At 41.4% G+C, this 21396-nt stretch carries 21 protein-coding genes; 4 read left to right on the forward strand and 17 right to left on the reverse strand.

Features of this window, described 5'->3' with window-relative positions:
- Nucleotides 1–4 precede the first annotated feature (4 nt).
- Genes BXY41_RS12430 through BXY41_RS12450 form a run of 5 tightly spaced genes read right to left on the reverse strand, consistent with a single transcriptional unit; the run spans nt 5 to nt 5907 of the window.
- Entirely contained in the window at nt 5–877 is an 873-nt protein-coding gene (locus BXY41_RS12430) for a hypothetical protein (RefSeq protein WP_104437178.1), read from the reverse strand.
- 33 nt (nt 878–910) lie between these two features.
- Nucleotides 911–1666: an ABC transporter ATP-binding protein gene (locus tag BXY41_RS12435; protein WP_104437179.1), complete on the reverse strand. Its 756-nt coding sequence runs from the start codon at nt 1664–1666 to the stop codon at nt 911–913.
- Nucleotides 1667–1669: 3 nt separating this feature from the next.
- Nucleotides 1670–3988: an ABC transporter permease gene (locus BXY41_RS12440; RefSeq protein WP_104437180.1), complete on the reverse strand. Its 2319-nt coding sequence runs from the start codon at nt 3986–3988 to the stop codon at nt 1670–1672.
- Nucleotides 3963–5270, reverse strand: a complete 1308-nt coding sequence (locus tag BXY41_RS12445; protein WP_104437181.1) for an MFS transporter — start codon at nt 5268–5270, stop codon at nt 3963–3965. The genes BXY41_RS12440 and BXY41_RS12445 overlap by 26 nt, the downstream gene beginning before the upstream one ends.
- Nucleotide 5271: 1 nt before the next feature.
- Nucleotides 5272–5907, reverse strand: a complete 636-nt coding sequence (locus BXY41_RS12450; protein ID WP_104437182.1) for a TetR/AcrR family transcriptional regulator — start codon at nt 5905–5907, stop codon at nt 5272–5274.
- Nucleotides 5908–6142: 235 nt separating this feature from the next.
- Between BXY41_RS12450 and BXY41_RS12455 the strand changes: the two genes are divergently transcribed.
- Nucleotides 6143–6382: a hypothetical protein gene (locus BXY41_RS12455; protein ID WP_104437183.1), complete on the forward strand. Its 240-nt coding sequence runs from the start codon at nt 6143–6145 to the stop codon at nt 6380–6382.
- A 71-nt stretch (nt 6383–6453) separates the two neighbouring features.
- Here the strand turns inward: BXY41_RS12455 and BXY41_RS12460 are convergent, their stop codons facing one another.
- The 8 genes from BXY41_RS12460 to BXY41_RS12495 are packed head-to-tail and all read right to left on the reverse strand — an operon-like array spanning nt 6454 to nt 14871.
- The gene (locus tag BXY41_RS12460; protein WP_104437184.1) at nt 6454–7389 is read right to left on the reverse strand and encodes an ABC transporter substrate-binding protein; all 936 of its coding nucleotides are present in this window, start codon (nt 7387–7389) and stop codon (nt 6454–6456) included.
- Between the two features lie 44 nt (nt 7390–7433).
- On the reverse strand, nt 7434–8393 hold the full coding sequence (locus BXY41_RS12465; protein ID WP_170072342.1) for an ABC transporter substrate-binding protein: 960 nt from the start codon (nt 8391–8393) through the stop codon (nt 7434–7436).
- A gap of 17 nt (nt 8394–8410) precedes the next feature.
- Nucleotides 8411–10132 carry an ABC transporter ATP-binding protein gene (locus BXY41_RS12470; RefSeq protein ID WP_104437186.1) on the reverse strand — a complete coding sequence of 574 codons (1722 nt, stop codon included), beginning with the start codon at nt 10130–10132 and terminating at the stop codon, nt 8411–8413.
- Nucleotides 10129–10950, reverse strand: coding sequence for an ABC transporter ATP-binding protein (locus tag BXY41_RS12475; protein ID WP_104437187.1), 822 nt, complete (start codon nt 10948–10950; stop codon nt 10129–10131). The genes BXY41_RS12470 and BXY41_RS12475 overlap by 4 nt, the downstream gene beginning before the upstream one ends.
- Nucleotides 10951–10960: 10 nt before the next feature.
- The gene (locus tag BXY41_RS12480) at nt 10961–11956 is read right to left on the reverse strand and encodes a FecCD family ABC transporter permease (RefSeq protein WP_242980187.1); all 996 of its coding nucleotides are present in this window, start codon (nt 11954–11956) and stop codon (nt 10961–10963) included.
- On the reverse strand, nt 11953–12978 hold the full coding sequence (locus tag BXY41_RS12485) for a FecCD family ABC transporter permease (RefSeq protein ID WP_104437188.1): 1026 nt from the start codon (nt 12976–12978) through the stop codon (nt 11953–11955). The genes BXY41_RS12480 and BXY41_RS12485 overlap by 4 nt, the downstream gene beginning before the upstream one ends.
- Nucleotides 12979–13009: 31 nt before the next feature.
- Nucleotides 13010–13921 carry an ABC transporter substrate-binding protein gene (locus BXY41_RS12490; protein ID WP_104437189.1) on the reverse strand — a complete coding sequence of 304 codons (912 nt, stop codon included), beginning with the start codon at nt 13919–13921 and terminating at the stop codon, nt 13010–13012.
- Nucleotides 13922–13941: 20 nt separating this feature from the next.
- Nucleotides 13942–14871: an ABC transporter substrate-binding protein gene (locus BXY41_RS12495; RefSeq protein ID WP_104437190.1), complete on the reverse strand. Its 930-nt coding sequence runs from the start codon at nt 14869–14871 to the stop codon at nt 13942–13944.
- A gap of 306 nt (nt 14872–15177) precedes the next feature.
- Here BXY41_RS12495 and BXY41_RS12500 point away from each other — a divergent pair, with 306 nt between their 5' ends.
- Complete coding sequence (locus BXY41_RS12500) at nt 15178–16146, forward strand: helix-turn-helix transcriptional regulator (RefSeq protein ID WP_104437191.1); 969 nt, start codon at nt 15178–15180, stop codon at nt 16144–16146.
- A 54-nt stretch (nt 16147–16200) separates the two neighbouring features.
- Here the strand turns inward: BXY41_RS12500 and BXY41_RS12505 are convergent, their stop codons facing one another.
- Nucleotides 16201–17013 (reverse strand): YdeI/OmpD-associated family protein, encoded by an 813-nt coding sequence (locus BXY41_RS12505; protein ID WP_104437192.1) that lies wholly within the window; start codon nt 17011–17013, stop codon nt 16201–16203.
- A gap of 113 nt (nt 17014–17126) precedes the next feature.
- Between BXY41_RS12505 and BXY41_RS12510 the strand changes: the two genes are divergently transcribed.
- Together BXY41_RS12510 and BXY41_RS12515 are read left to right on the forward strand one after the other, a co-directional pair.
- A complete protein-coding gene (locus BXY41_RS12510) occupies nt 17127–17957 on the forward strand; it encodes a helix-turn-helix transcriptional regulator (RefSeq protein ID WP_242980188.1) in 831 nt (276 codons plus the stop codon).
- A gap of 35 nt (nt 17958–17992) precedes the next feature.
- A complete protein-coding gene (locus BXY41_RS12515) occupies nt 17993–18445 on the forward strand; it encodes a VOC family protein (RefSeq protein ID WP_104437194.1) in 453 nt (150 codons plus the stop codon).
- A 79-nt stretch (nt 18446–18524) separates the two neighbouring features.
- Here BXY41_RS12515 and BXY41_RS12520 read toward each other — a convergent pair whose 3' ends face one another.
- The 3 genes from BXY41_RS12520 to BXY41_RS12530 are packed head-to-tail and all read right to left on the reverse strand — an operon-like array spanning nt 18525 to nt 21396.
- Nucleotides 18525–19232, reverse strand: a complete 708-nt coding sequence (locus BXY41_RS12520) for a 4'-phosphopantetheinyl transferase family protein (RefSeq protein WP_104437195.1) — start codon at nt 19230–19232, stop codon at nt 18525–18527.
- A 42-nt stretch (nt 19233–19274) separates the two neighbouring features.
- Nucleotides 19275–19973: a thioesterase II family protein gene (locus BXY41_RS12525; protein ID WP_278321420.1), complete on the reverse strand. Its 699-nt coding sequence runs from the start codon at nt 19971–19973 to the stop codon at nt 19275–19277.
- 19 nt (nt 19974–19992) lie between these two features.
- Nucleotides 19993–21396 (reverse strand): aminotransferase family protein, encoded by a 1404-nt coding sequence (locus BXY41_RS12530; protein ID WP_104437197.1) that lies wholly within the window; start codon nt 21394–21396, stop codon nt 19993–19995.

Here is a 21396-nt window from a genome sequence, read left to right on the forward strand (position 1 = left end):
GCACTTAATATTTAATAATTTTTTTGATGGTCAGCATCTCAGTTTCTGAAATATCAACGTCAAACCAGGACCTGACATAAGCACAAACGTTCTTAAAATCTTTATCTGATAACTTTTGATTATTTGCCATTTGATTCCACAGTAAAGTGAATATTATTCTTCCAACATCAGACAATATATAATGATCCATATCCGATAACGAAATTTGAAACACAGATTGAAATGCCTCAAATAAATCATGTTTCATGCTATTTAAGTCATCAAAGCTTCTTATTTTTCCATTATCCACCCATTCTCCTGTAGCTATTAAGCCTTCTGTTGATTGCATTTCAGATAATCTTGCTGCTTCATCCGGATAATCCTTTTTAAGGATTGACAACGGAAGTTTATTTCTACTTGATAGATCTATATTAACATTAAGATTGCCAAGATATTGACAGGCACGATTATTCAGGGTTTCAACTCTTAAGCCATGAAAATCCGAAGTGCTAGGTTCAAATAAAACATTAATTTCCCTATTTCTTCTCTTCAGACCGCAGCTCACCCAGCCTATAACTGCAGCATTTGTGAAAGCGTCCATTATTGTATAGGACCAATCATAAGGAAATCGATATGCAGGAAGGATTCTCATTGCTGGAATACCGTATTTATTTATTAACATTTCTTTCGTATATTCCCCCAGCCGTCCTTGAAAAAAAGAGGAGTAGGATGGCGGAGCACAGGTAGCAGATGCAATCGCAAGAGAAAACTCATCCTCCATCAAAATCTTTGCTGCATGAGCAATTCTTTTATCATGTATGTCTTTATCCCAGTTTCCTTCTATAGAAACGAAATGTAAATTGTTCTTTATTTCTGCGCATGATTTATCATCAATCATAGGGTGAAACCTCCTTCTTTAATGAAATAATACCTATATTTCCAGATACTCCAGACGCTGTGCAACTCTTTTTATATTTTCCTCTATACTGTGACCCGTTTTTGAAAGGCGCAATTCATCAACAATGCTGCCATCCCGCATAAATAATACACGCTGGGCATTTGCCGCCACCTTGGCATCATGGGTAACGATCAAAAGGGCTACTCCCTCTTCATTAATCTGAGAAAAAAGCTTCATCGTTTCATTTGCAGACTTGCTGTTAAGCGCACCGGTAGGTTCATCACAAAATATTATCTCAGGTGTCATTAAAAGGGCTCGACAGATACCTGCACGCTGTAACTGCCCGCCTGATACTTCCGTGATGCTGCGCCCTTTCAGTTCTTCAATTCCCATTTTACGCATCAGCATCTCTGCTTTTTTAGTAAGTGCTGCAACATTTTTGTGACTGCCCCGCAATGCAGGAAGTAAAATATTATCAAGAATATCTAAATTTTTAAGCAGGGTAGGCTGTTGAAAGACAAATCCCATACCAGTCTGCCTCAGCTTAGAAAGCTCATCTTCTGAAAGCTGGGACAGGTTTTGCCCGTTAAAATATACGGTTCCTCCATCAATGGCTTCCATTCCGCCAAGAGCAAAAAGCAGGGTGGATTTTCCTGATCCGGAAGGGCCCATTACTGCCACATATTCGCCCTTTTCAATCTGGACAGATACGTTCTTCAAAACCGTTTGTCTCTCATCTCCATGACCAAACATTTTGACAATCTCATTCCCCATCACCAATGTTTTCATTATCTACTCCTTTATGTGTGATGAAACCTGAATATTTTCTATCCCGGTCGTCCCAAGCGCAACCGCAAGCACTACTGCACATCCCATTGCAAACGGGGAAATCAGGTAAGCAGAAACAGGATTCACAACAAATTTAAATGTGGCCGCTCCAAACGATGCAATCACTGCACCAGCCAGCACCTCTCCAAGTGTATTGGCAAGTATTGTACCTGCCAGAATTCCTATAAACAGCACCAATGCAAAACGGGAAATAAACTGTATCGTAATGTCCCTGTTTGTAAAACCAAGAGATTTCATGACAGCAATGGTATGACGTTCTTTTGCAATCAGCATTTTCATCATAAGCAGCGTCACTAAGATTGTCATGAGCAGTGCTGCAATCATGGCTGCTACAGAGATTTTTTTAATGGAATCAATTGTGGGGCCAAAGGTTTGGGCTATATAACCATCAAGATCCGCAACTTTTGCAAAGGAAAACTGCTGTGTGTATTCGGTTGCTTTTGCAGTACTTAAACCATTATCTTTTAACTTTACATAAACCGTATACCACATCGCATCACCGCTTTTTTCGCCAAATGCTGCCTTTGCTGTTTTCCCTCCATTGGTAATGTCGGAATAGATGCCGCAAACGGTCAGGATTCTCTCCCTGCCTTCGTTTGTCAGAACAAGAGTATCTCCAATCTTCTTTTCCAATTCCCTGGCATTCATTACAGAAAGGGCGATTTCATCCTCTGTCTGTGGTGCCTTCCCTTTGACATAGTAAACAGGAAACGCTGTGTGGTCACCTAAATCAACTTTTATTGTTTCGCTTTTGCCGTCTTTCGTCTGTATGGCAAATCGTTTTGTGGTGTGCACCACGTATTTTGTAACAGCTTCATCCGTTTGAAGGGTTTTCATAATTGCCGTTATCTTTTCACTCATCTGATCGGTCTGCTGAACACGGAACAGAATGTCAGATCTGCCGATCCCCATATAGCTGGTAAAGCCCGGGGATGAAATTGTACTGTACAGATTCTGGGGAATCAACATGATGAATGTTGAAACTATTACTACGGATAACATGGTCATATAAATTCTTTTCCTAGATATAACGTCCTTAATTCCTAAAAATACATTGGTATTTACCAGCCTGTTTTTCCTCAGCCGCATTCGTCTTACACCTGTGCCTTTTTCCACAACAGTACCAAACCGGATTGCCTGTGCTGCCGGTATCTTTTGAAAACGGTTGAGTACATGGTTTACATAGGCGATCACAGCAGCAAACACGAAAAAGACTGCTGCTGCGCCCCACATTCTGGCAGATGCTGCGGTTGTGCTCTCTCCCATAGTGAGGCGGATATTCCCAATCACACGATCTTCCAGTACAGCGGATACCCCCCAGCCAATCCCACTTCCTGCCCCAGCGATTACAGCATATTTTCCCAGATAAAGCTTTTTCATATCGGAAATGCGCAGCCCAATGGCCTTCATAATGCCGATTTCACGGGCATCCTCTTCTATTCTTGCGATCAGTGTAAAACGGATACATAAAAAGGCAATCAGCACAGCTAATATACTAATCAGCAAAAGCACAGCAATCATCAGGCCGTCGGATACCGCATTTATCATACGAAAAAGGGGATAGGTCACTGTTGGCCCATTAGATTCCAAACCTGCACCAATATATTCCGCTTCAAATGCGTTAAGTTCAGACAGACTCTTTAGCCGGAACTCAATCATATACTCAACAGTTCCCTTGTTATTCATAGCCCCATAATCGTGATCGCTTACTAAAAACCGCTTGGAAGATGCCAGCGGAGAATTCATCTGAGAATCACGAAGAAAGCCTGCAACCGTAAATGTTTTACCTGCAACGATGACATTCTTTCCTAACAGCTCATTGCCTTTCTTTGCGTAAGCCAGAGGAACATAAATCTCTCCGTCTTCCGGCCGGATGATTTCCCCATCCAGATCAAGAAGGTAATCAAAAGACTTGCTTTGGGTGGTAAGACCGTTATCCTGAACACTGTCCTCAAGGGTACTGTCTCCTATTTTAAATTCTGCCCCATCTATATTCAGGAACTCCATTACCTGAAATTCCCTGACAGCCCCGTTTTCCTGTGCGAAATGCTCCAGCCTCGGGATATTAATCTCCCCTGTATGCATCTGTAAAAAATGGGGAGTTTTCGCCTGTACCATAAGCGAATCAATAGATCCTGCAAGCTGCAATCCCAAAGTTACTGCCAAAGAAATCAGCACAGCTGCCGCGGTGATAAATAGCAGCATAATGGCTGAAATCGTGGGACTTTTTCTCAAATCATTCCAGATGATTCGTCTGAACATCGCCGTCTCCTTTTTCAAGTCTTTGAATGGATCGAAACTGATATAACAAAACGGACGCGATACATAATAATATACCCGCTATTATGATAAGGAAGCCTGATCCTCTTCCTTTTCCAGTACCAAGAACACTGCCGACGCTTTTGGATAGTTTTCCATTCTCCAGCAGCAGCGGAGTAAAGAGATGGTCTGCAAGAAGCCCCGAAAATCCGTAAGCAAACACGTAACCTAATTGGGAGATCAGTCCCACAAGACCCCAGGCACGCCCCTGGAATTCGTTATTAATATTGGTTCGAAGTAAATAATCAATACTCATGTTGGCAAAAGGCAGCATGGAAAAAAATAAAAATCCTGCCAAAGTTATTAGGATGAGATTCTCACGGAATCCAAACAGTACCATAAACACACCTGCGAAAAACAATGATCCGCATAAAATTTTCACGTAATCCTTTTTTATTGAAAAGAACCCCAGCAAAAGACTTGTTACCAAAAGACCAATTGCTGCTAATGACTGAACGGAACCCAAAGCCCCGCTGTCGGAAAAACTTAAAATCATGGGGGAAGCAAGTGTCTGGATAAAGCCAAGGCATAAGGTTATGACGGCTCCCACCATAACCAGAGTCAGTACACCTTTGTTTTGGGCAATGACTCTCCAGCCCTCTCTAAAGCTGGCTGCAAAGGAAGCATTCTCCGCCTGAGGCTTTGCTGTCAGCCCCTTCCGCACAGCCAGTGTTGCCGTAACCGTCACAAAGAAGGTACAGATGTCAAGAATCAGCAACAGCCTGATATCCCATACTTTCAGCAAAATCCCGGCTAATACAGGCGAAATCAGGTATTTTGCAGAACCAGCAAGCTGAACGAAACCGCTGGCTTTTGTATACTGTTCCTCTGTCAGTAAATCAGTGACGGTAGCCCGGTAGGCCGGCTCTAACAAGGAGGAAAATACAGAGCTAATGGTCACTCCTACGCAGATTTGCCAAAATGCCGCCTGCCCATCCCAAAGGACAAAGAGAATAAACAAAGGGCCGATTGCGGAAAGACTGTCTCCAAGTATCATCAGAATCCTTCGGTCATAATGGTCGGCCAGTACCCCTGCCGGTGCACTAAGTAACAGGGAAGGCAGAAAAGCCAGCAACATGACGAAAGAGACATGAGATGCCATTCCAGACTGCTGATAAACATAAACGCCTAAACCAAAAGAGGTAAGTCCTCCGCCGATTGCTGAAATAAGTTCTCCAGACCAAAGAAGCAGAAACTTTCCGAATGGTTTTGATGTATGATTCATCTTATCCCTCCGTTTCTTTTTCAAAAATTTCTGATGCAAATGATAAGGTACCGCTTTCAACGCCCAGCAGACGTTCTACATTGAAAATAAGAGCCTGCGCACGGGAAGCATATTCCTGTTGACTAATGTCTAACATGTCTCCATCAAACACCGTACTGGCATAAACCACCAGCATCTCAACACATTCATATGGGTAAGGCGTCTGGAACAGATTATCCTCAATTCCTTCACGGATGATACCGGCAAGAATGGGGGTTAGTCCATTTAAAATTGTTTTTTGCACTTTTTGGTGCATCAGAGCATTCTGTGGCCTGTGAATATGCTCAAGTACTTCTTTGCCGCTCTGATTCATCTTGAGAGCCCTGACTGATTGAATGATACGGTCATAAACTGGTTTGCCTTTATCTTCGGCTATTTCTTTTGCCGCATTTAGTAAACGACTGGTATGCCGTTCAATCAAAGCATCCATGATGTCCTCTTTTGATTTAAAATGGTAATACAGTGTTCCACGGGCAATCCCTACTGCTTCCAGAATTTCATTTGTGCTGGTTTTGTCAAACCCCTTCAGGGTAAACAACGTTTCAGCTGCATCCAGTATTTCATTTTTTCGTTGATCTGCATCTTTTATGACTCTCATCCGATTACCCTCCTTATAGACCGACTGTCTGTCTATAAGATAATATATTTTTTTCTAATTGTCAAGCTGCCTTCTGCTAATTTATCTATTGTTAAGTAAAATGAGCATACTGAAATGAAATTTTAATATGGATTTCGGTAATAGTTAGCAAATCGAATAATTTCCCATTACCTGCAAATAATAATTTTATTAATGGCAAGTAATAAAAATCAATTTTAAACAGAGGAGCAAGAAAATGAATCATGATAAACTGATAGCCCAGGTAAAAGATGAATACGCAAGAATAGCCTCATCGGAATCCCAGCAGCATTTCCATCAGACAACAACGGAGATCACACCGGAAGCGTATTATGAAAAATTGTTAAGTAAAGTTATAAACGAAATCGACAAAGGAACGTTTGATAATTTTAAATCCGGCGAGGAAGTTGTTACCGCTGTTGCAAATGACAAAACCTGGCTTTCGGATTGGAAATAACCAGAAAAAACCGCATTCCTTTTCCAAGGGGATGCGGTTTTTTCTGGTACATAATCCAGTTAAAGAGAATGTTATTTTTCCAGCATACTATTTGCAATAATATCAATTTGTTTGGATAAAGATAGAATATCATTAAACCAGAACATATTAGATGATGCCTGAATGAGTCTTCCCTCTTTCACGGCGGAAATATTTTCCCAGACTTTATTGTCAGCCAGCTTGTCTTTTCCCGTATTTAACAATATATAATCTCCCATGTACTCGGGTAATACTTCATAGGAAATATCAATCGACGTCTTATCTTTAAATGCTTCATTCAACTTCTCCGGGGCAGAAAGTCCCAGCATATTATAAACCAGATTGCCACCTCGCCCAAACTGATAGGCACGAACCGTATCACCAATTACTTCAATACAAGTTATTTTCTTATCTGATAACCCAGCTTTATCTAATTTTGCCTGTGTTTCTTTCAGTTTTGAATTAAAACCTTGTATTAAATCTTCTGCTTTTTCTTCACGGTTAAATATCTCTCCAAAAAAACGAAGTCGTTCTTCGTAGCTCATACTATAAAAATCCCCGGCCAGGGTTGGTGCAATTTTAGATAATGTCTCATAGCTTTTTTCATCGTAGCTGCCCCAAATTATCAAGTCAGGTTTTAGAGACAGTAACTCCTCCGGATTTATTTCCCAGCCATCAATTTGAGTAATATTTTCAGCCAGTTCCTCAAATGCTGATCCTTCGCTAAAAGTGGCTCCTACCGGTATGATACCAAGTGCAATCAGATCCCCCTGATTGAAAGTAATGATGACATTTTGGGGATTCTCCGGTATCTCAACATCCCCGTAATCCATATGAATGATTTTGGATTTTGTCGAATCAGACTCTCTGCTAACTGACTCTTCTTTACTTTCTTCCTCTGTTTTTGCTGAATTACTGCATCCAGAAAGCACAAATATTATAGAGAGCGCTAATATAAAAATTGTTTTTTGCTTTATTTGTCTAAACATATGTTTGACTCCTTTTATCAGTGTTTGTTGAGGAAGGTTTATTTTTATACACCATTTTTTTCAGCCAGGTTGAGAAGTTTAGCAGTAACCAAATCCAATTGAGCTGACCAGGAATAGATATCGTTTAAATACATATACGGTTCCGAAAGTACAATAATATTTCCATTCTGCACCGCAGAAAGAGACTTCCATACAGGATTATTTTCAATCAGCTGATAATTATCATATTCTGTTACCAGTATGTAATCTCCCATATACTCAGGCACTGCCTCAAAGGAAAGTGTAGCGCCCCAGTCAGTGCCTGCTTTCACCTCTCTTAACGCAGCTTCTGTCTGGGGCAGTTCCAAAGCACCAAACAAAATCTGTCCCCCCAGATTATTGCTCCAACGCACACCAATCTCATTTTCGCCCTGCACACGGATCACACTAAAGGTTTTATTGTATAAGCCGGTGTTCTTTAATTTGGCCTTAGCCTCTTTCACCTTTGCTTCATAGGTAACCACCACTTCTTTTCCTTTTTCCCTGCCCAAACCTAAGGCATCCGATAAAAATGAAAGTCTTTCTTTCGTTTCATGCTGGTAAACCGGTACATAAACCGTTGGTGCTATTTTAGAAAACTGCTCATAATTATCTTCATTTCGTGTAACAATCAGATCGGGGGTTTCAGCCATAAGGAATTCTGGCTCCCATTTTTCCAAAACCTTAATATCTTTAATCAACTCTTTGTATGCCACATCTGTTGCGCCATAATCCTCAATTGCAACAGGCGTTACACCAAGGGCTAAAACATCTCCCAGCAATCCGAAATCCGAAATCACCCTTTGAGGGTGCACAGGAATTTCAATCTCTCCTTTGTCTGTGGAGAACAGCCTTGTATCCGTTGATTTCGTGCTGCTTTTATCTGCCTGATCACTGCCTTTCATATCAGCGCTACAGCCCGAAAGCAGAAGCAGTATCGTAAAAGATACTGCCACAATTTTTCTGCTTATCCGCTTTTTAAACATAAAGTATATTCCTTTCATCATGCATGGACGCCATGCAGGCCAGCAAATATCCCGCCTCTTTCCATTAGTTCATCATGGCTGCCCATTTCCGCGATGCCTGTTCCATTAAGCACCACAATCAAATCTGCATCCCGGGTTGTAGAAAGCCTGTGTGCAATCATAATGGTGGTACGGGTTTTCGATATCTCGTTTAACGCTGCCTGAATTTCCATTTCTGTTTTGGTATCTAAAGCAGAGGTTGCTTCATCTAAAATCAGGATGGGGGAATCTCTTAAAATAGCTCTGGCAATGGCAATTCTCTGCCTTTGCCCCCCAGAGAGCAGGACACCTCTTTCTCCAATGGTTGTGTCGTAACCATGTTCCATTTTTTCAATAAAATCATGGGCATTGGCAGCTTTTGCCGCAGCAAGTACATCTTCTTTCGTGGCACCTTTCCAGCCATAGGCTATATTCTCATACACTGTGCCGTTAAATAAGAAGGTATCCTGTAATACCATAGAAATATTATTGCGCAGACTGGAAAGGGTTACATCCCGAATATCAATTCCATCAATATAAACCGCTCCGTTTTGAGGATCATAAAAACGGTTAATCAGGTTTGCAATGGTACTTTTTCCCACACCTGTGGTTCCAACCAGCGCCACCGTCTGTCCTGTTTGTATTTTTAAATTAATATTTTCCATCACTGGAATATCTTCATGATAGGAAAAGGTCAGATCTCTCAGCTCGATTTCACCCTTAACCCGCTTCAGAACAATGGCATTTTCTTTTTCTTTCACCTCTGAAATTTCATCAAGCACATCAAAAACACGCTTGCATCCTGCTCCCGCCTCTCCAGAGCGTTCAACAAGAGCGGAAAAATTTTTCACTGGTCCATAAAACATAGATAAATACATGGCAAAACCAACAATGTCGCCAATGTTTACCTCTCCTGTTCCCACTAAATGTCCGCCGTAAATTACCACAATAACTGTGCCCAGTGCAGTCACAAATGCCAGCAAAGGATATGATGTTTCAAAAAAGAAACTGGCACGAAGATAGGCCCGGCTGTGGAGCATGGCAAGGTGGGCAATACTATTTTCTTCATGACCCTGCTGATTAAAAATCTGTATTTCTTTCATTCCTGAAAGGTTGTCCTGAACCTTGCCGGCAAGCGCTCCTCTCACACGGGAGTTCTCCTTCCATACGGGTGAAACGTGATGTCCCTGCCAAAGAGTAATCCCTAATAAAAACGGAATGGTAACCAGACTCATAAAAGCCAGTTTTACATTAATTGTAAACAGCAGTATGCCGACCCCGATAAAGGTAAGGATATTCACAATAAAATCAGGGATTACATGAGCCAAAAGCACCTCTGCATCTAATGTATCATTCACCACCCGGCTGGTAAGGTCGCCAGTTCTGCTTTTGTGGAAGTAACTCAGGCTCATATTCTGCAGCTTTCCATAAAGCATTTTGCGTAAATCTGCCACGTAATGCAGTGCCGCATAATGGTTCATATATCCTGCAGCCGATGCACCCGCCGCCTGCAGCGTTGCTGTCCCCAGCAAAAGCAGACCGATGCGTAAGGCTTCTGTGCCAAAATCTCTCCTTCCCTCTGTGGCAATAGAGGTTAACTCTCTTAATGCCCACGGAGTATAAAATCCGGCTACTGTAGATACCACCAGGGCTAAAAATGCAAACACCAGAAAGACCCGATATTTTTTTGCCTCGCAAAATATCCGCAGTGCTATCTTCATAGAGAAACCGCCTCCCTCTTTGGTAAGTCTTCCTGATGTAACAGCGAATAGGTCAGACAAACCGGTCTTCCCGTTCTGGATTCATGCACAACCTCTGCATCAATCGAGAAGGTCGCTTTTAAAACCTCAGGAATCATTACTTCCTTAGGCGACCCGTGCTGTATGATTTTTCCACTGCGGATGGCAATCATATAATCAGAAAAACGCGCTGCTAAGTTTAAATCATGAAGTACCATGGCAATGGTACACCCCTGATTGCGGTTCAAACTGTATAAAAGCTCCAGCACCTCCAGCTGATGAGCCATATCCAGATATGTAGTGGGTTCATCCAGTAAAATCAAATCTGTCTGCTGGGCAAGAGCCATGGCAATCCAGACTCTTTGCCTCTGACCACCTGACAAGGTGTTTACCTCCCGATGCGTAAGTTCTGAAAGCTTTGTTGCTGAAATTGCCCACTCGACTATTTTTTTATCTTCCTTTGTTAACTTTCCAAAGCCATTTTGGTGAGGAAATCTTCCGTAGGCAACCAGTTCACTTACTGTCAATCCACCAGGTGCCGAAGGAGTCTGAGGTAAAATCGACATTTTTTTTGCAATCTCTTTTGTGGGTAAAGTGGAAATGTCACCGCCGTTTAAATAAACCATGCCTTTCTTCGGCTTTAAAATACGCCCGACTGCCTTAAGCACCGTTGATTTTCCGCATCCGTTCGGGCCAATGATTGACGTGATTTTATTATGAGGGATAGCCATATCCAGATTCTCAACAATCAGTGCATTGTCATACGCAATGTCTAAGTTTTCTGTTGCAATACTGTTCATACTGTACTCCTTAATTATTTGCTTTTGCCAATAGATACAAAAAGTATGGTGTGCTGAGCACTGTAATTACAATGCCCGTAGGTACATCCGTCCCCAGGCTGATGGTTCTTGTTATGGTATCTGCCAGCAGAACGATGATCGCTCCGCACAGTCCAGCCGCTGTAAGAAGCAGTTTGTGGTTAGAACCAACGATTTTTCTTGCCATATGAGGGGCAATCATTCCTACAAAAAAGAAATTGCCTCCCAGCGATACACTTCCAGAAGAAAGAGCAACTGCCGCCACCGTCAGCCCCATAAATTCCGGCTTTACCGCAGTACCCAGCCCTGTAGCCGTTTCATTTCCAAGGTTTAAAATATTCAGCACATGGGATTTATATAATGCATATGCGCACAGAATGGCTGTCCATGGTACCAAAATGGCCAGATACCGCCAGTCATCTCCCCACAAACTGCCTGCACTCCAACGCTGTATAAATTCCATCTGATTTTGGTCCAGTTTCAGAGTAAGCAGTGTGGTTAATGCACCATAACCGCTTCCCAATGCCACACCCGTTAAAATCAATCCTGTGGGGGAAATGTCTTTGTTCTTCCGGTAAGAAAGAAGAAAAATTAACCCCGCGGCAGTCATCCCGCCCACAAAAGATAATAAAGGCATTAAGATTGCCGAAGAATTGGACTTTGCTGAAAAAATTACAACAAAAATTAATACAAAGAGTCCTGAACCGGAGCTGATACCCAAAGTCCCCGGGCTTGCCATATCATTTCTTAACAGACTCTGCATGATGCAGCCTGAAATCCCCATGCCAATTCCAACGCAGACCGCCAGTATTATGCGGGGCAGACGAAATTCCATAATAATCAGGTTCTGCTTCGGTGTTCCTTTTCCTAAAATCACACTCATTACCTCTGCAGGCGTAAGGTTCATTTTACCTGAATTGATACTGATAATCGCAACCAGCACCATGAGAACAGTCATAATCAACAGAATAAAACCTTTCTTTTTCACTCAAATTCCCTCCTTTGTTTTCTTGCCAGATAGAGGAAATAAGGAACACCAATAACGGCAAAGATAATGCCTATGGGTGTTTCGTAAGGCTTATTGATTAATCTTCCTAACAGATCCGCAAAAACCGTAAGTAACGCGCCGTACAGTCCTGATGCTGGAATAATATAGCGGTAATCTACTCCCACAAAATACCGGACAATATGAGGAGTAATTAAACCCACAAAACCAACCGGACCAACAATAATTACAGAAAGTCCTGTAAGCAGGAGCACAATAATCGTAGAAATTCCCTTCACAAATCTTGTTTTTAATCCCAGACCCGTGGCTACATCTTCTCCTAAGCTGAGCACTGTGACGGAAGGTGAAAGTGCAACGGCTCCAATCACACCAAGACCAAAAGCCGGAAAAACAGTCAGCAGCTCACTCCATTTAGCCCCCGCCGTTCCTCCTGCTGTCCAATAAGCAAGAGCATGTCCCAAATGATATCTGATGGAAATATACTGGCTGAATGCACCAAACAGCATGGAGATTGAAATTCCCGCTAAAACAAGGCGCTGGGGTGTCATTCCTCCCTTTCCCATAGATGCAATAAAATAAGTCATTGCCGTTGTGACAGCGGCACCCATACACGCAAACAACATGGTCTGTCCGTATGTCCGCATGGGCAAAAATGCCATACAAAGTGCCATAGCAAACGTTGACCCCGAACTAATTCCCATCAGTCCGGAATCAGCCAGTGGATTTCTGGTAGTCCCCTGCATGATTGCACCGCAAATGGCTAAACTGCAGCCTACCATTAAATCCGCCACAGTTCTGGGGAGACGCAGTGTCTGTATAATCTGATGCTCTGTTAATTCAGGATTAAATTGAAAAACCGCCTCCCATGCAGTGGCAATTCTCATGTCGGCAGCACCAAATGTAATGGAGGCTGCCGAAACAATCAATAAAAATCCAAATCCAAGAGCCATGTAAAAGGCAAAGTTGATGGAACCCTTCCATCCCTTTGTTGTGGTATTTTTCATGGTGTTGTTCCTTTCCGTGGTGATAATAACATTACTCTTGTGTTTTCAGCAGAGCATTTAACAGATAATCCAGTTGTACGTTTGAGGAGTAAATATCAATATCATAAAACAAGGTAAAATCAATAGGAATCACATTTCCTGCCTTAACCGCAGGCAAAGATTCCCAGATTGTGTTTCCCTCTAATTCCTCAAGACCTCTGGCAATTATGATATAATCGCCGATATAATCACTAATGACCTCCATGGAAACATCTCTGTGTTGTTCCCCTGCGATAATTTCCTTCTCAATAATTTCAGGCGCCTGAAGTTTCAGCTGACTGTATAATAAATCTCCTCCACGTCCCCATTTATCACCGTAAACCCAAATACCACCGTTTCCGTCACTTTCAATCACACTGAAAGTTTTATCCAAAACATTTTTATCCCTAAGAGAAGCCTTTGCCTCCTCCAGCTTTTGGTGAAACTGGTCCAGAACTGCATTTGCCTTTTCCTGTCTGTTTAATACATCACCCATAAAGCGTACCCGCTCTTCCATGGACAACGCTGTAAATGGAAGCAGAACTGTGGGAGCTATTTTAGAAGCAATATCATATTGTTCCTGATTGGCAACAATCAGTAAATCTGGCTCGTAAGAGATTAACTGTTCTGCTTCGAAATTTCCAAAAACAGGCACTCCTTCCAATTCTTTTGCATAAGCCGTGCCAGCTGCATCATAGGTTGCTACAGGCGTAATTCCAAGAGCCAGGGCATCCCCCACGCAATATGTCACAATGACTCTTTTGGGATCAGCGGGTATTTCTATCTCCCCCTGCTCCGTACTGATTACTCTGATTTCTGCCGATCCCTCCGCTGCTGTTTTCGCCGGCTTTGAACCGCAGCCTGAGACAGAAATGCCTATGGCAAAGGCCAGTAATATTGCACCTTTGTTTTTGAACTTTAACATGCAGATTTCTCCTTCTATGATTACTCCGATATTTTTTTGATGGCATCAATGGCATAGTCTAACTGTGCAGTTAAACTGGCGATATCATCATAGTAAAACAATCCAAGGTACTCTCCCGGAATTTCCGCCACTCTGCCTTCCAAAACAGCAGGTATGCTCTTCCAGATATCAGACTTTGCATATTCGGATTCCTTTCCCTCCTGCTGGAACCACAAGATATAATCACCAAAATATTCATGAGCGACCTCATAACTGAGCGTTCCTCTGTTTTCTCCTGTTTTGGCAATCAGTTCTTCCAGTTTTTCAGGCATTTTTAACCCAAGATAGTCATAAATCAGGGTGCCGCCTCTGGAGCCGGTTTCATATGCTACACCACTCCACTCGCCGGTAGATCCCCAGTCTTCCATAATGCTAAAGGTCTTTCCCTCATATGTCTCACTTTGAAACTCTGCCTTTGCCGCAGCAAGCTTTTCATCAAATGTTGTGATCAGTGCCTCCGCTTCCTTTTCTTTTCCTGTGGCTTTGCCAATCATTCTCATCCGTTCTGCCGGAGTTACCTCCCCTTCGGGAATCACTAAAACAGGTGCAATTTTATTAAAATTCTCAAAATCCGCTGTGTTATATGTAATAATCAGATCTGGCTCTACCGCCATAATATCCTCTGCAGCCCAATTTTCCAACTTTGCAGATGTTGAAAACTTATCATAAAATGGCATGGTCTCCTGTGCCCAGGCCGAATAGCCCACCACATTTAAATCCAGAGAAAAAGCATCGCCGATATACCAGTTCACTACCACACGCTCCGGCTTTTGGGGCACTTCAATCTCTCCCATGACCGTATCAATCTTATTAGTATCTGTCCCTTTATTATTTGCTTTTTCTGCATTTCCACATCCTGCTAAAACGAATAATAACATCATGGAGCATAGTAACAGCCCTTTTTTTTTCATATCCATTCTCCTCGTATACTTTTTATGTGTGTATCATGAAAGATTTGAGTTTTTGTTAGTTTAGACTAACCTAATAAATACTAGCATAATAAAAAATAATCGTCAATATAGCTGTAATCCAACATAAGGAAGTCCTACTCTTCTTTAAACTCAAAAAACTCTGTGTTTATAAGTATTTTTGGCTCATTTTCCTTTCTCTCTGCTTTATAATTGGATCATAATTAAAACAAAATGGAGTACTTTTAATTGCATAAAACTCTTGTTTCCAGTATACTTTCAATATCTCACGAAAGAAGGAGGCTTTTAATGAACAAATATGATGATGCATCCTGGGGTTCCATGGCAAAAAAATATAACCTCCGTCAAACCCCTTATGGACCGGGTACTGGGCATTATTTTCCGCCCCATTGGTCAAACGGCTGGATTGTGGAAGTCTCACCTGCTCCGGGGCTTTATGTCTCCAGTGCGTGGTTTACGCCCAATCAGACAATTTTTCATAAAATTGATATTAAAGAACCATGTCTCTGGCTTTTTTGCATTGATTGCGGCGATATTATTTATTCACAGCAGGGAAAAGCTGCGACTACATTTTCCCCCATATGCCATAAATTAATAAATCCTCAAAAAGCGTTCCAGTTTACCTTTCCAAAGAACGTCCATACCTGTTTTACCAGCATTTTAATTTACCAGGACTTTTTAGAGCCCTTCCTGCAGGCAAGAGACAATGCACCTAAAATCAGTATTGAAGATTGGAAATCGTGGGAAACAGAGCATCTGAATACCCCGGGTACCATGCTCATTTTTGAGCAGATCCGCTGGGCAATCAGAAATGGGGATATGCCGCCCTTTGCATTTGAGGGCATGGTGATTCACCTTCTTGGTTCCATTGCACGCAATTATCCTGTTATTCCAGATCGGAGAAATAACAGACGGAATTATGTAACATGGGAAAATGAGAAAAAAATGTATGCTGTAAAGCAAAAACTTGATGAAAACATTCTGGACGTCCCCTCCATGAGTGAACTGACAAAAATTGCAGATATGAGTGAAAGCAAACTTCGCCTCAGCTTTAAAAACACTTATCATATTCCTCTTTATGATTATATCAGAAGGGAAAAAATGAAGCGGGCCATGCAGCTTCTCTCCTCTGATCATTTAAGTATTCATCATATTGCTGAGCTGTGTGGGTATAAAAATCCATCGAAATTCACCGCAGCTTTTCAGGAAATTCACGGAATAACACCCAGCCAGTTCAGAAAGACATTCAACTTATAATAGAAAAGCGGAGTCGGGTGATGTGACCCCACTTCGCTTTTCTATATCAGACAGTTAATCATCAATCCCCAACCCATGAAAGATTTTATCCATACACTTCTCAATCCGTGATATTCGGGTTTCAGACTTCTTGGCTCCATTAAAATAAAAAATATACCCTCTTTGACGCCCTGGTGTCAATGCGTAAAATGCATTTTTAAACGCAGGATCATCATGAAACTTTATTTGCAGTTCATCGGGAATCGGGATCTCCGCTTTCTTTTCAACAGGTACTTTTAAACCAGCCTTTTCTATTTCTATGGATTCTTCGATATATGCTTTGATCATTGTTTCTCTCTCAGAAATTTCCTCCACTGAGGTAAATCTCAGCTGCCGGCCAGCCTGAACACTCTCCGTCTGCTGAACAAGCATTCTGTCTTTATCCTTTAGCAATGCTCCCTTAAAAAAGGTTAGGGCAATATAATTTTTAAATCCTCCAATTATAACTACGTTTTTATTATTTAAGGTGTAACAAGGCTGTCCCCACTTTAATTCTTCGGTCAGCTGACAGGCAAGGCAAAGCTCCCGCAGTTTTTCATGCTCATCCCTCCACTTTTCAAGGTGCTCCAGAAATGCGTCAACCAAAGGATTCTCATTACTATTTAGTTGAAAAGGTTCTAATTTATCAATCTTTTCAAAGAATTCTTCCTTGGTATCACAAACTGTAAATACACCATTCAAAAACCCATATACTTTTCCATTTAAATCCGGGTTATGTTTGGAACATTTTCCGATGCAGCTGATCTTTACCTTTCCTTTATTCTTTAACTCATTGACATCAAATCCAGAACAGTATGAGCAAACTTCTATTTTAGGTGCTTTATCCATATTTGCTGACTCCTTAAATTAAATTTCATCACCCTTATTATTACCTGATTTCTACTTGTTTAATAAAAGTTAATTTAGTAAAATGAAATCTGGAAGGCGGTGGTGTCATGCTTATGAAGAATTCAATTCAAAACTATATGAAAAATAGCCGTGTACTAATTCGGGGCAATGATTTTATTTATATTCGACCACATTCAGAGCTTAGAAATTTCATTTCTAATTACACAATTACTTTTCCAGATATCGGTATGATGTCAGATAATTACGCTGTTATGCCTCACGGGAGTGCTACACTTGTGCTGTCATGTACTGACAGCCATATCCATGGCAACCTATTTGGACCCATTACGAAACCTTCCTTTGTTGGCAAGTCAGCCAATAATTTCAGCCTTTTGTTTATTGTAGAGTTTCAGCCTGCTGGATATTATGCCTTTAGCGGAATGCCGCAAAAAGAAATAACAGATTGTGTCCTTGACTTTGAACATATCAATTCCTCTATGAACCGCCTGATGGCAAATGAACTGGAAACATCGTTAAGTATTCAAGAACTAATTATGAAAATGGACCGGCTGTTTCTTGCCCATCTAAAAGGTACCTTTTATCGCCAGGAGTTTTCCCAGGCAAGTAATTTAATTATAAATAGCGGCGGAACTTTTTCTGTAAAAGAGCTCTCGCAGAATGTTTTTTATAGCGAACGTCATTTAGGACGGCTTTTCGACGAATATATGGGGGTAGGGATAAAATCATTCTCCCGCCTTGTACGTGTAAACAGGTCTATCCGGCTTTTACAGCGACACGACTATAACTTAACCCAGGTTTTTATGGAAACTGGCTTTTATGATATGCCTCACTTCATCCATGATTTTAAGGCTATTTGTGGTATTACTCCTCAGGAGTACCGGGATCATATGTCCGATTTTTACAGCGAGATTGCTAAATTCTGATATATAATTTAGTAAAACGAAAAAGGAGTGATCATATGCAATATCAAGGTACTTTGATTGCCGTATCTGATATGGAGAAAGCAAAGCAATTTTATGAAACTGTGATGGAGCAAAAGGTTCTAATGGATATGGGAGCACATGTGGCTTTTAGCGGATTTTCCCTGCAATCTGATTATGCGGAACTTGTTGGCGCAGATTTGCCCGGCAAAACACAGCCGAACAACTTTCAGCTTTACTTTGAAGTGGAGGATTTGGATTACTGGCAGGATAAAATCGGCAGTACAGAAGGAATTGAATTTATTCACAAGGCGAAAGAATATCCGTGGGGACAGCGGGTTATTAGATTTTATGACTATGATAAATTTATAGTTGAAGTGGCTGAAAGCATGGCAAGTGTGGCAAAACGTTTTTTAGCACAGGGGCTTAGCGTTGAGGAAACTGCGGAGAGAACCATGTACCCTGTAGAATTTGTTAAAAGCCTTATGTAACGTTTTTAATTATTTAATATATGAATTTGAAATGAGTGGGTAAAGCGTTGGCTTTCCCACTCATAAGCAGCTCTGTGAGCTACTGTAAACAGCTCCTGCATCCATGCATGCATTCTAATAAGTTTACTACCTCTTTCAACGAAACGTTATGGATGCAAATCTCATCCTCCGTACTGCATACAGATAGATAATAATCTGTAGCAAATTGGTAACTTCTTATTCTTAAATCCTTTTTTAACTTACCATCGTTACTGGTTATCAATCCTTCCGTGGCATCTACAGAAAATGATTTCAGACCTGTTGAAAGTCCTGTTCCAAGAAATTTTATATAGCTTTCTTTCATAGTCCATAGTTTTGTAAACTGTTTTAGCCGTTCTTCTTTTTCTATGTGATTATAAATTGTAAATCTTTCTTCTTCAGAGAAACAAAAATCCACTAACTCTTCTCTGCCTTCCTGAATTTTCTCAACATCTATTCCGACCTCAGTGGTACCATATACAATTGCCACCCACTTCCCAGAATGCGTTATGTTATATTTAAATTCTTTCCTGTTTTTTATAAATGGCTTTCCAAATTCATTGTACGTGATTTCAATTTCACTTAATTGACCAACTTTGTGATAAAATCCATATTGAAGTAATAAGCCAGCACAAATACACCTTTTGGAATCATCTACATAACGATAACATTCTGACTTTTTCCTCCTTTCTTCCGAAACTATATGAATGGCTTTCTCGTAAAGTTCATTTTTGCACTCTGTTATATCCATACAATTGACAAATACCATACCTATCCCCTGCTGTGATTTCTTTGAGTTTATTTCATACAATCAACAATTTAATATTTCCTTTAAGCCTTTGTTAATGCAACGGCAGGTTTCTGATGTATTGGTATTTATAAAAAAATGAACACCTGGTACAAAATCCAATTGGCACTTATTGCAATACCATGCCCACTGATCCAAAACGCAGCGGCTGATTGAATCATTTAAGCCATTAATCAAATAAAAATTAAAATCAAATTTAATGATCTGCCCAGTGAAACAGTATGTCTCACAAAGCTGAAAATCCGCTCTTAAGGCAGGTAAGTATAGGTCAAACAGTTCCTCACATTGTGATACTTCCTCTGGTATTCCGCCTATGGAGATCATTGCCTGTCTAAATTCCCTATCATCCAGCTTGTGATATTCTGTCCCGGATTTAATGTGGGGTGGCTCTACTCCCAGGAAAAAAACTCCCGAAGGAAGTTTTCTCCCCATTTGCCCAATCTTTCTGCACAATTCAAAGGTAAGAATCCCGCCCATACTAAAGCCCATGATACAGTAGTCCTCCTGGTCAATCCAGCCACTGATTTTCTGATATAAATCATTCACGGCACAGCTCACATCTGCATAAGGTTCTTCCGCAAAACGGCTGCCTCTGCCAGCCAGTTCCATTGGCCTTACCGTTACATTTTGAAGCAGCAGATCCTGTATTTTTTTAAACATGACCGCACTACCGCCAGCACAGGGGATACAAAATAAATTCAACTGCCTCTTCCCCTTTCACTTATGAATTGGCTGTTCTCAGTTTAGAAGTAACTAACTCTTTTAATAACCTCTTCTTTTTCAGAATCTCTTCTTTCTGACCAGTATCCAATGCTGTCTTTAATGCAGAATAAATATGATCTGCAATATCTTTTGTAATAATAAGAGGCGGAAACAGCGCAATCACATTTCTGTTATAATAAACAATCACTCCCAAGGAAGCACAGTCAGCAACTATTTCAAACATCTCAGACTCGCTTAACGGTTCTCTGGAAACCCGGTCCTTAACAAGCTCCATACCAATCATAAGACCACGTCCCCGAACCTCACCTAGCACAGGTCTTTCTTCCATCAGACTCCTTATTTTTCCCATTAAATATTCTCCGGTTTTCCTGGAGTTCTCTACCAGATTCTCACGAAGAATAATATCAATATTACCAAGAGCCACTGCACTGCATACGGGATTTCCGCTGGAAGTACTTCCATGCTGAAAATAGTGATCCTCACCTTTAAAATTCTCATAAACTTCTTTTGTTGCCAATACGGCGGAAACCGGGAGATAACCGCTGCTGATTCCCTTGCCGAGACAGAGGATATCCGGCCGTTTCCGCCACCTGTCTGTGGCGAAAAGTTCTCCTGTTCTGCCAAATCCTGTGGTCACTTCATCTGCAATCATCAGCATGTCATACCGATCTAACAGTTCCATCAGAGTATCAAAAAAGCTGTCACTGATTGTTATAATTCCTCTTTCTCCCATAACCGGCTCGGCAATAAAGGCAGCCATTGTATCAGGTCCTTCTCTCTCGATCACTCTTTGGATTTCTTCCAGACATTTCAATTCACATTCCGCCTGGTCTTTGGTTCCATATGCCCCGTGATAGGAATAAGGCGGTTCCACCTGCAAAAGTCCTCCCGGCAGCGGCGCATACAGCTTTTCATTGATCTCATCCCCAGACAGACCTATGGCTCCATAGCTTACTCCGTGATAACAGCCTTTAAAGGACAGGATTTTATATTTCCCCCGTTTCTCTTCTGCCTTACTCTGGCGAAAAAACTGTCTCGTCAACTTAAGAGCCGTTTCAACTGCTTCCGAACCATTGCTTCCCAGATAAGCTTTATCATAGTAATTCCCAGTCAGCGCACACAAACAATCTGCAAGCTCGCAAGCCTTTGGATGAGTCTGGCGAAAACAGGATGAATAGCAGAGTTTTTTCATCTGTTCGAATGCTATATCCGCAAGCTCCTCTCTTCCATGTCCAACTGCCACATTCCATAAAGAACCGCTGGCATTGATAAACTTTTTTCCGGCTTCGTTATAAACAAAAGGGCCTTCTCCTCTGACTATAGTCATAGGACCTACATCCTTATAAGGCAGAAATTCCTCCAGATCCGTAAACGGGTTCCATAAATGATACGCTCTTTCCAT

It is taken from the genome of Lacrimispora xylanisolvens (assembly GCF_002934545.1).
GTDB classification, from domain to species: Bacteria; Bacillota; Clostridia; order Lachnospirales; family Lachnospiraceae; genus Lacrimispora; species Lacrimispora xylanisolvens.

Bases quoted from the DNA above. Each gene is read 5' to 3' on its own strand.
- BXY41_RS12430 (WP_104437178.1), bottom strand. From the start codon at position 877: ATGATTGATGATAAATCATGCGCAGAAATAAAGAACAATTTACATTTC.
- BXY41_RS12435 (WP_104437179.1), bottom strand. From the start codon at position 1,666: ATGAAAACATTGGTGATGGGGAATGAGATTGTCAAAATGTTTGGTCAT.
- BXY41_RS12440 (WP_104437180.1), bottom strand. From the start codon at position 3,988: ATGTTCAGACGAATCATCTGGAATGATTTGAGAAAAAGTCCCACGATT.
- BXY41_RS12445 (WP_104437181.1), bottom strand. From the start codon at position 5,270: ATGAATCATACATCAAAACCATTCGGAAAGTTTCTGCTTCTTTGGTCT.
- BXY41_RS12450 (WP_104437182.1), bottom strand. From the start codon at position 5,907: ATGAGAGTCATAAAAGATGCAGATCAACGAAAAAATGAAATACTGGAT.
- BXY41_RS12455 (WP_104437183.1), top strand. From the start codon at position 6,143: ATGAATCATGATAAACTGATAGCCCAGGTAAAAGATGAATACGCAAGA.
- BXY41_RS12460 (WP_104437184.1), bottom strand. From the start codon at position 7,389: ATGTTTAGACAAATAAAGCAAAAAACAATTTTTATATTAGCGCTCTCT.
- BXY41_RS12465 (WP_170072342.1), bottom strand. From the start codon at position 8,393: ATGTTTAAAAAGCGGATAAGCAGAAAAATTGTGGCAGTATCTTTTACG.
- BXY41_RS12470 (WP_104437186.1), bottom strand. From the start codon at position 10,132: ATGAAGATAGCACTGCGGATATTTTGCGAGGCAAAAAAATATCGGGTC.
- BXY41_RS12475 (WP_104437187.1), bottom strand. From the start codon at position 10,950: ATGAACAGTATTGCAACAGAAAACTTAGACATTGCGTATGACAATGCA.
- BXY41_RS12485 (WP_104437188.1), bottom strand. From the start codon at position 12,978: ATGAAAAATACCACAACAAAGGGATGGAAGGGTTCCATCAACTTTGCC.
- BXY41_RS12490 (WP_104437189.1), bottom strand. From the start codon at position 13,921: ATGTTAAAGTTCAAAAACAAAGGTGCAATATTACTGGCCTTTGCCATA.
- BXY41_RS12495 (WP_104437190.1), bottom strand. From the start codon at position 14,871: ATGAAAAAAAAAGGGCTGTTACTATGCTCCATGATGTTATTATTCGTT.
- BXY41_RS12500 (WP_104437191.1), top strand. From the start codon at position 15,178: ATGAACAAATATGATGATGCATCCTGGGGTTCCATGGCAAAAAAATAT.
- BXY41_RS12505 (WP_104437192.1), bottom strand. From the start codon at position 17,013: ATGGATAAAGCACCTAAAATAGAAGTTTGCTCATACTGTTCTGGATTT.
- BXY41_RS12510 (WP_242980188.1), top strand. From the start codon at position 17,127: ATGAAGAATTCAATTCAAAACTATATGAAAAATAGCCGTGTACTAATT.
- BXY41_RS12515 (WP_104437194.1), top strand. From the start codon at position 17,993: ATGCAATATCAAGGTACTTTGATTGCCGTATCTGATATGGAGAAAGCA.
- BXY41_RS12520 (WP_104437195.1), bottom strand. From the start codon at position 19,232: ATGGTATTTGTCAATTGTATGGATATAACAGAGTGCAAAAATGAACTT.
- BXY41_RS12530 (WP_104437197.1), bottom strand. From the start codon at position 21,396: ATGGAAAGAGCGTATCATTTATGGAACCCGTTTACGGATCTGGAGGAA.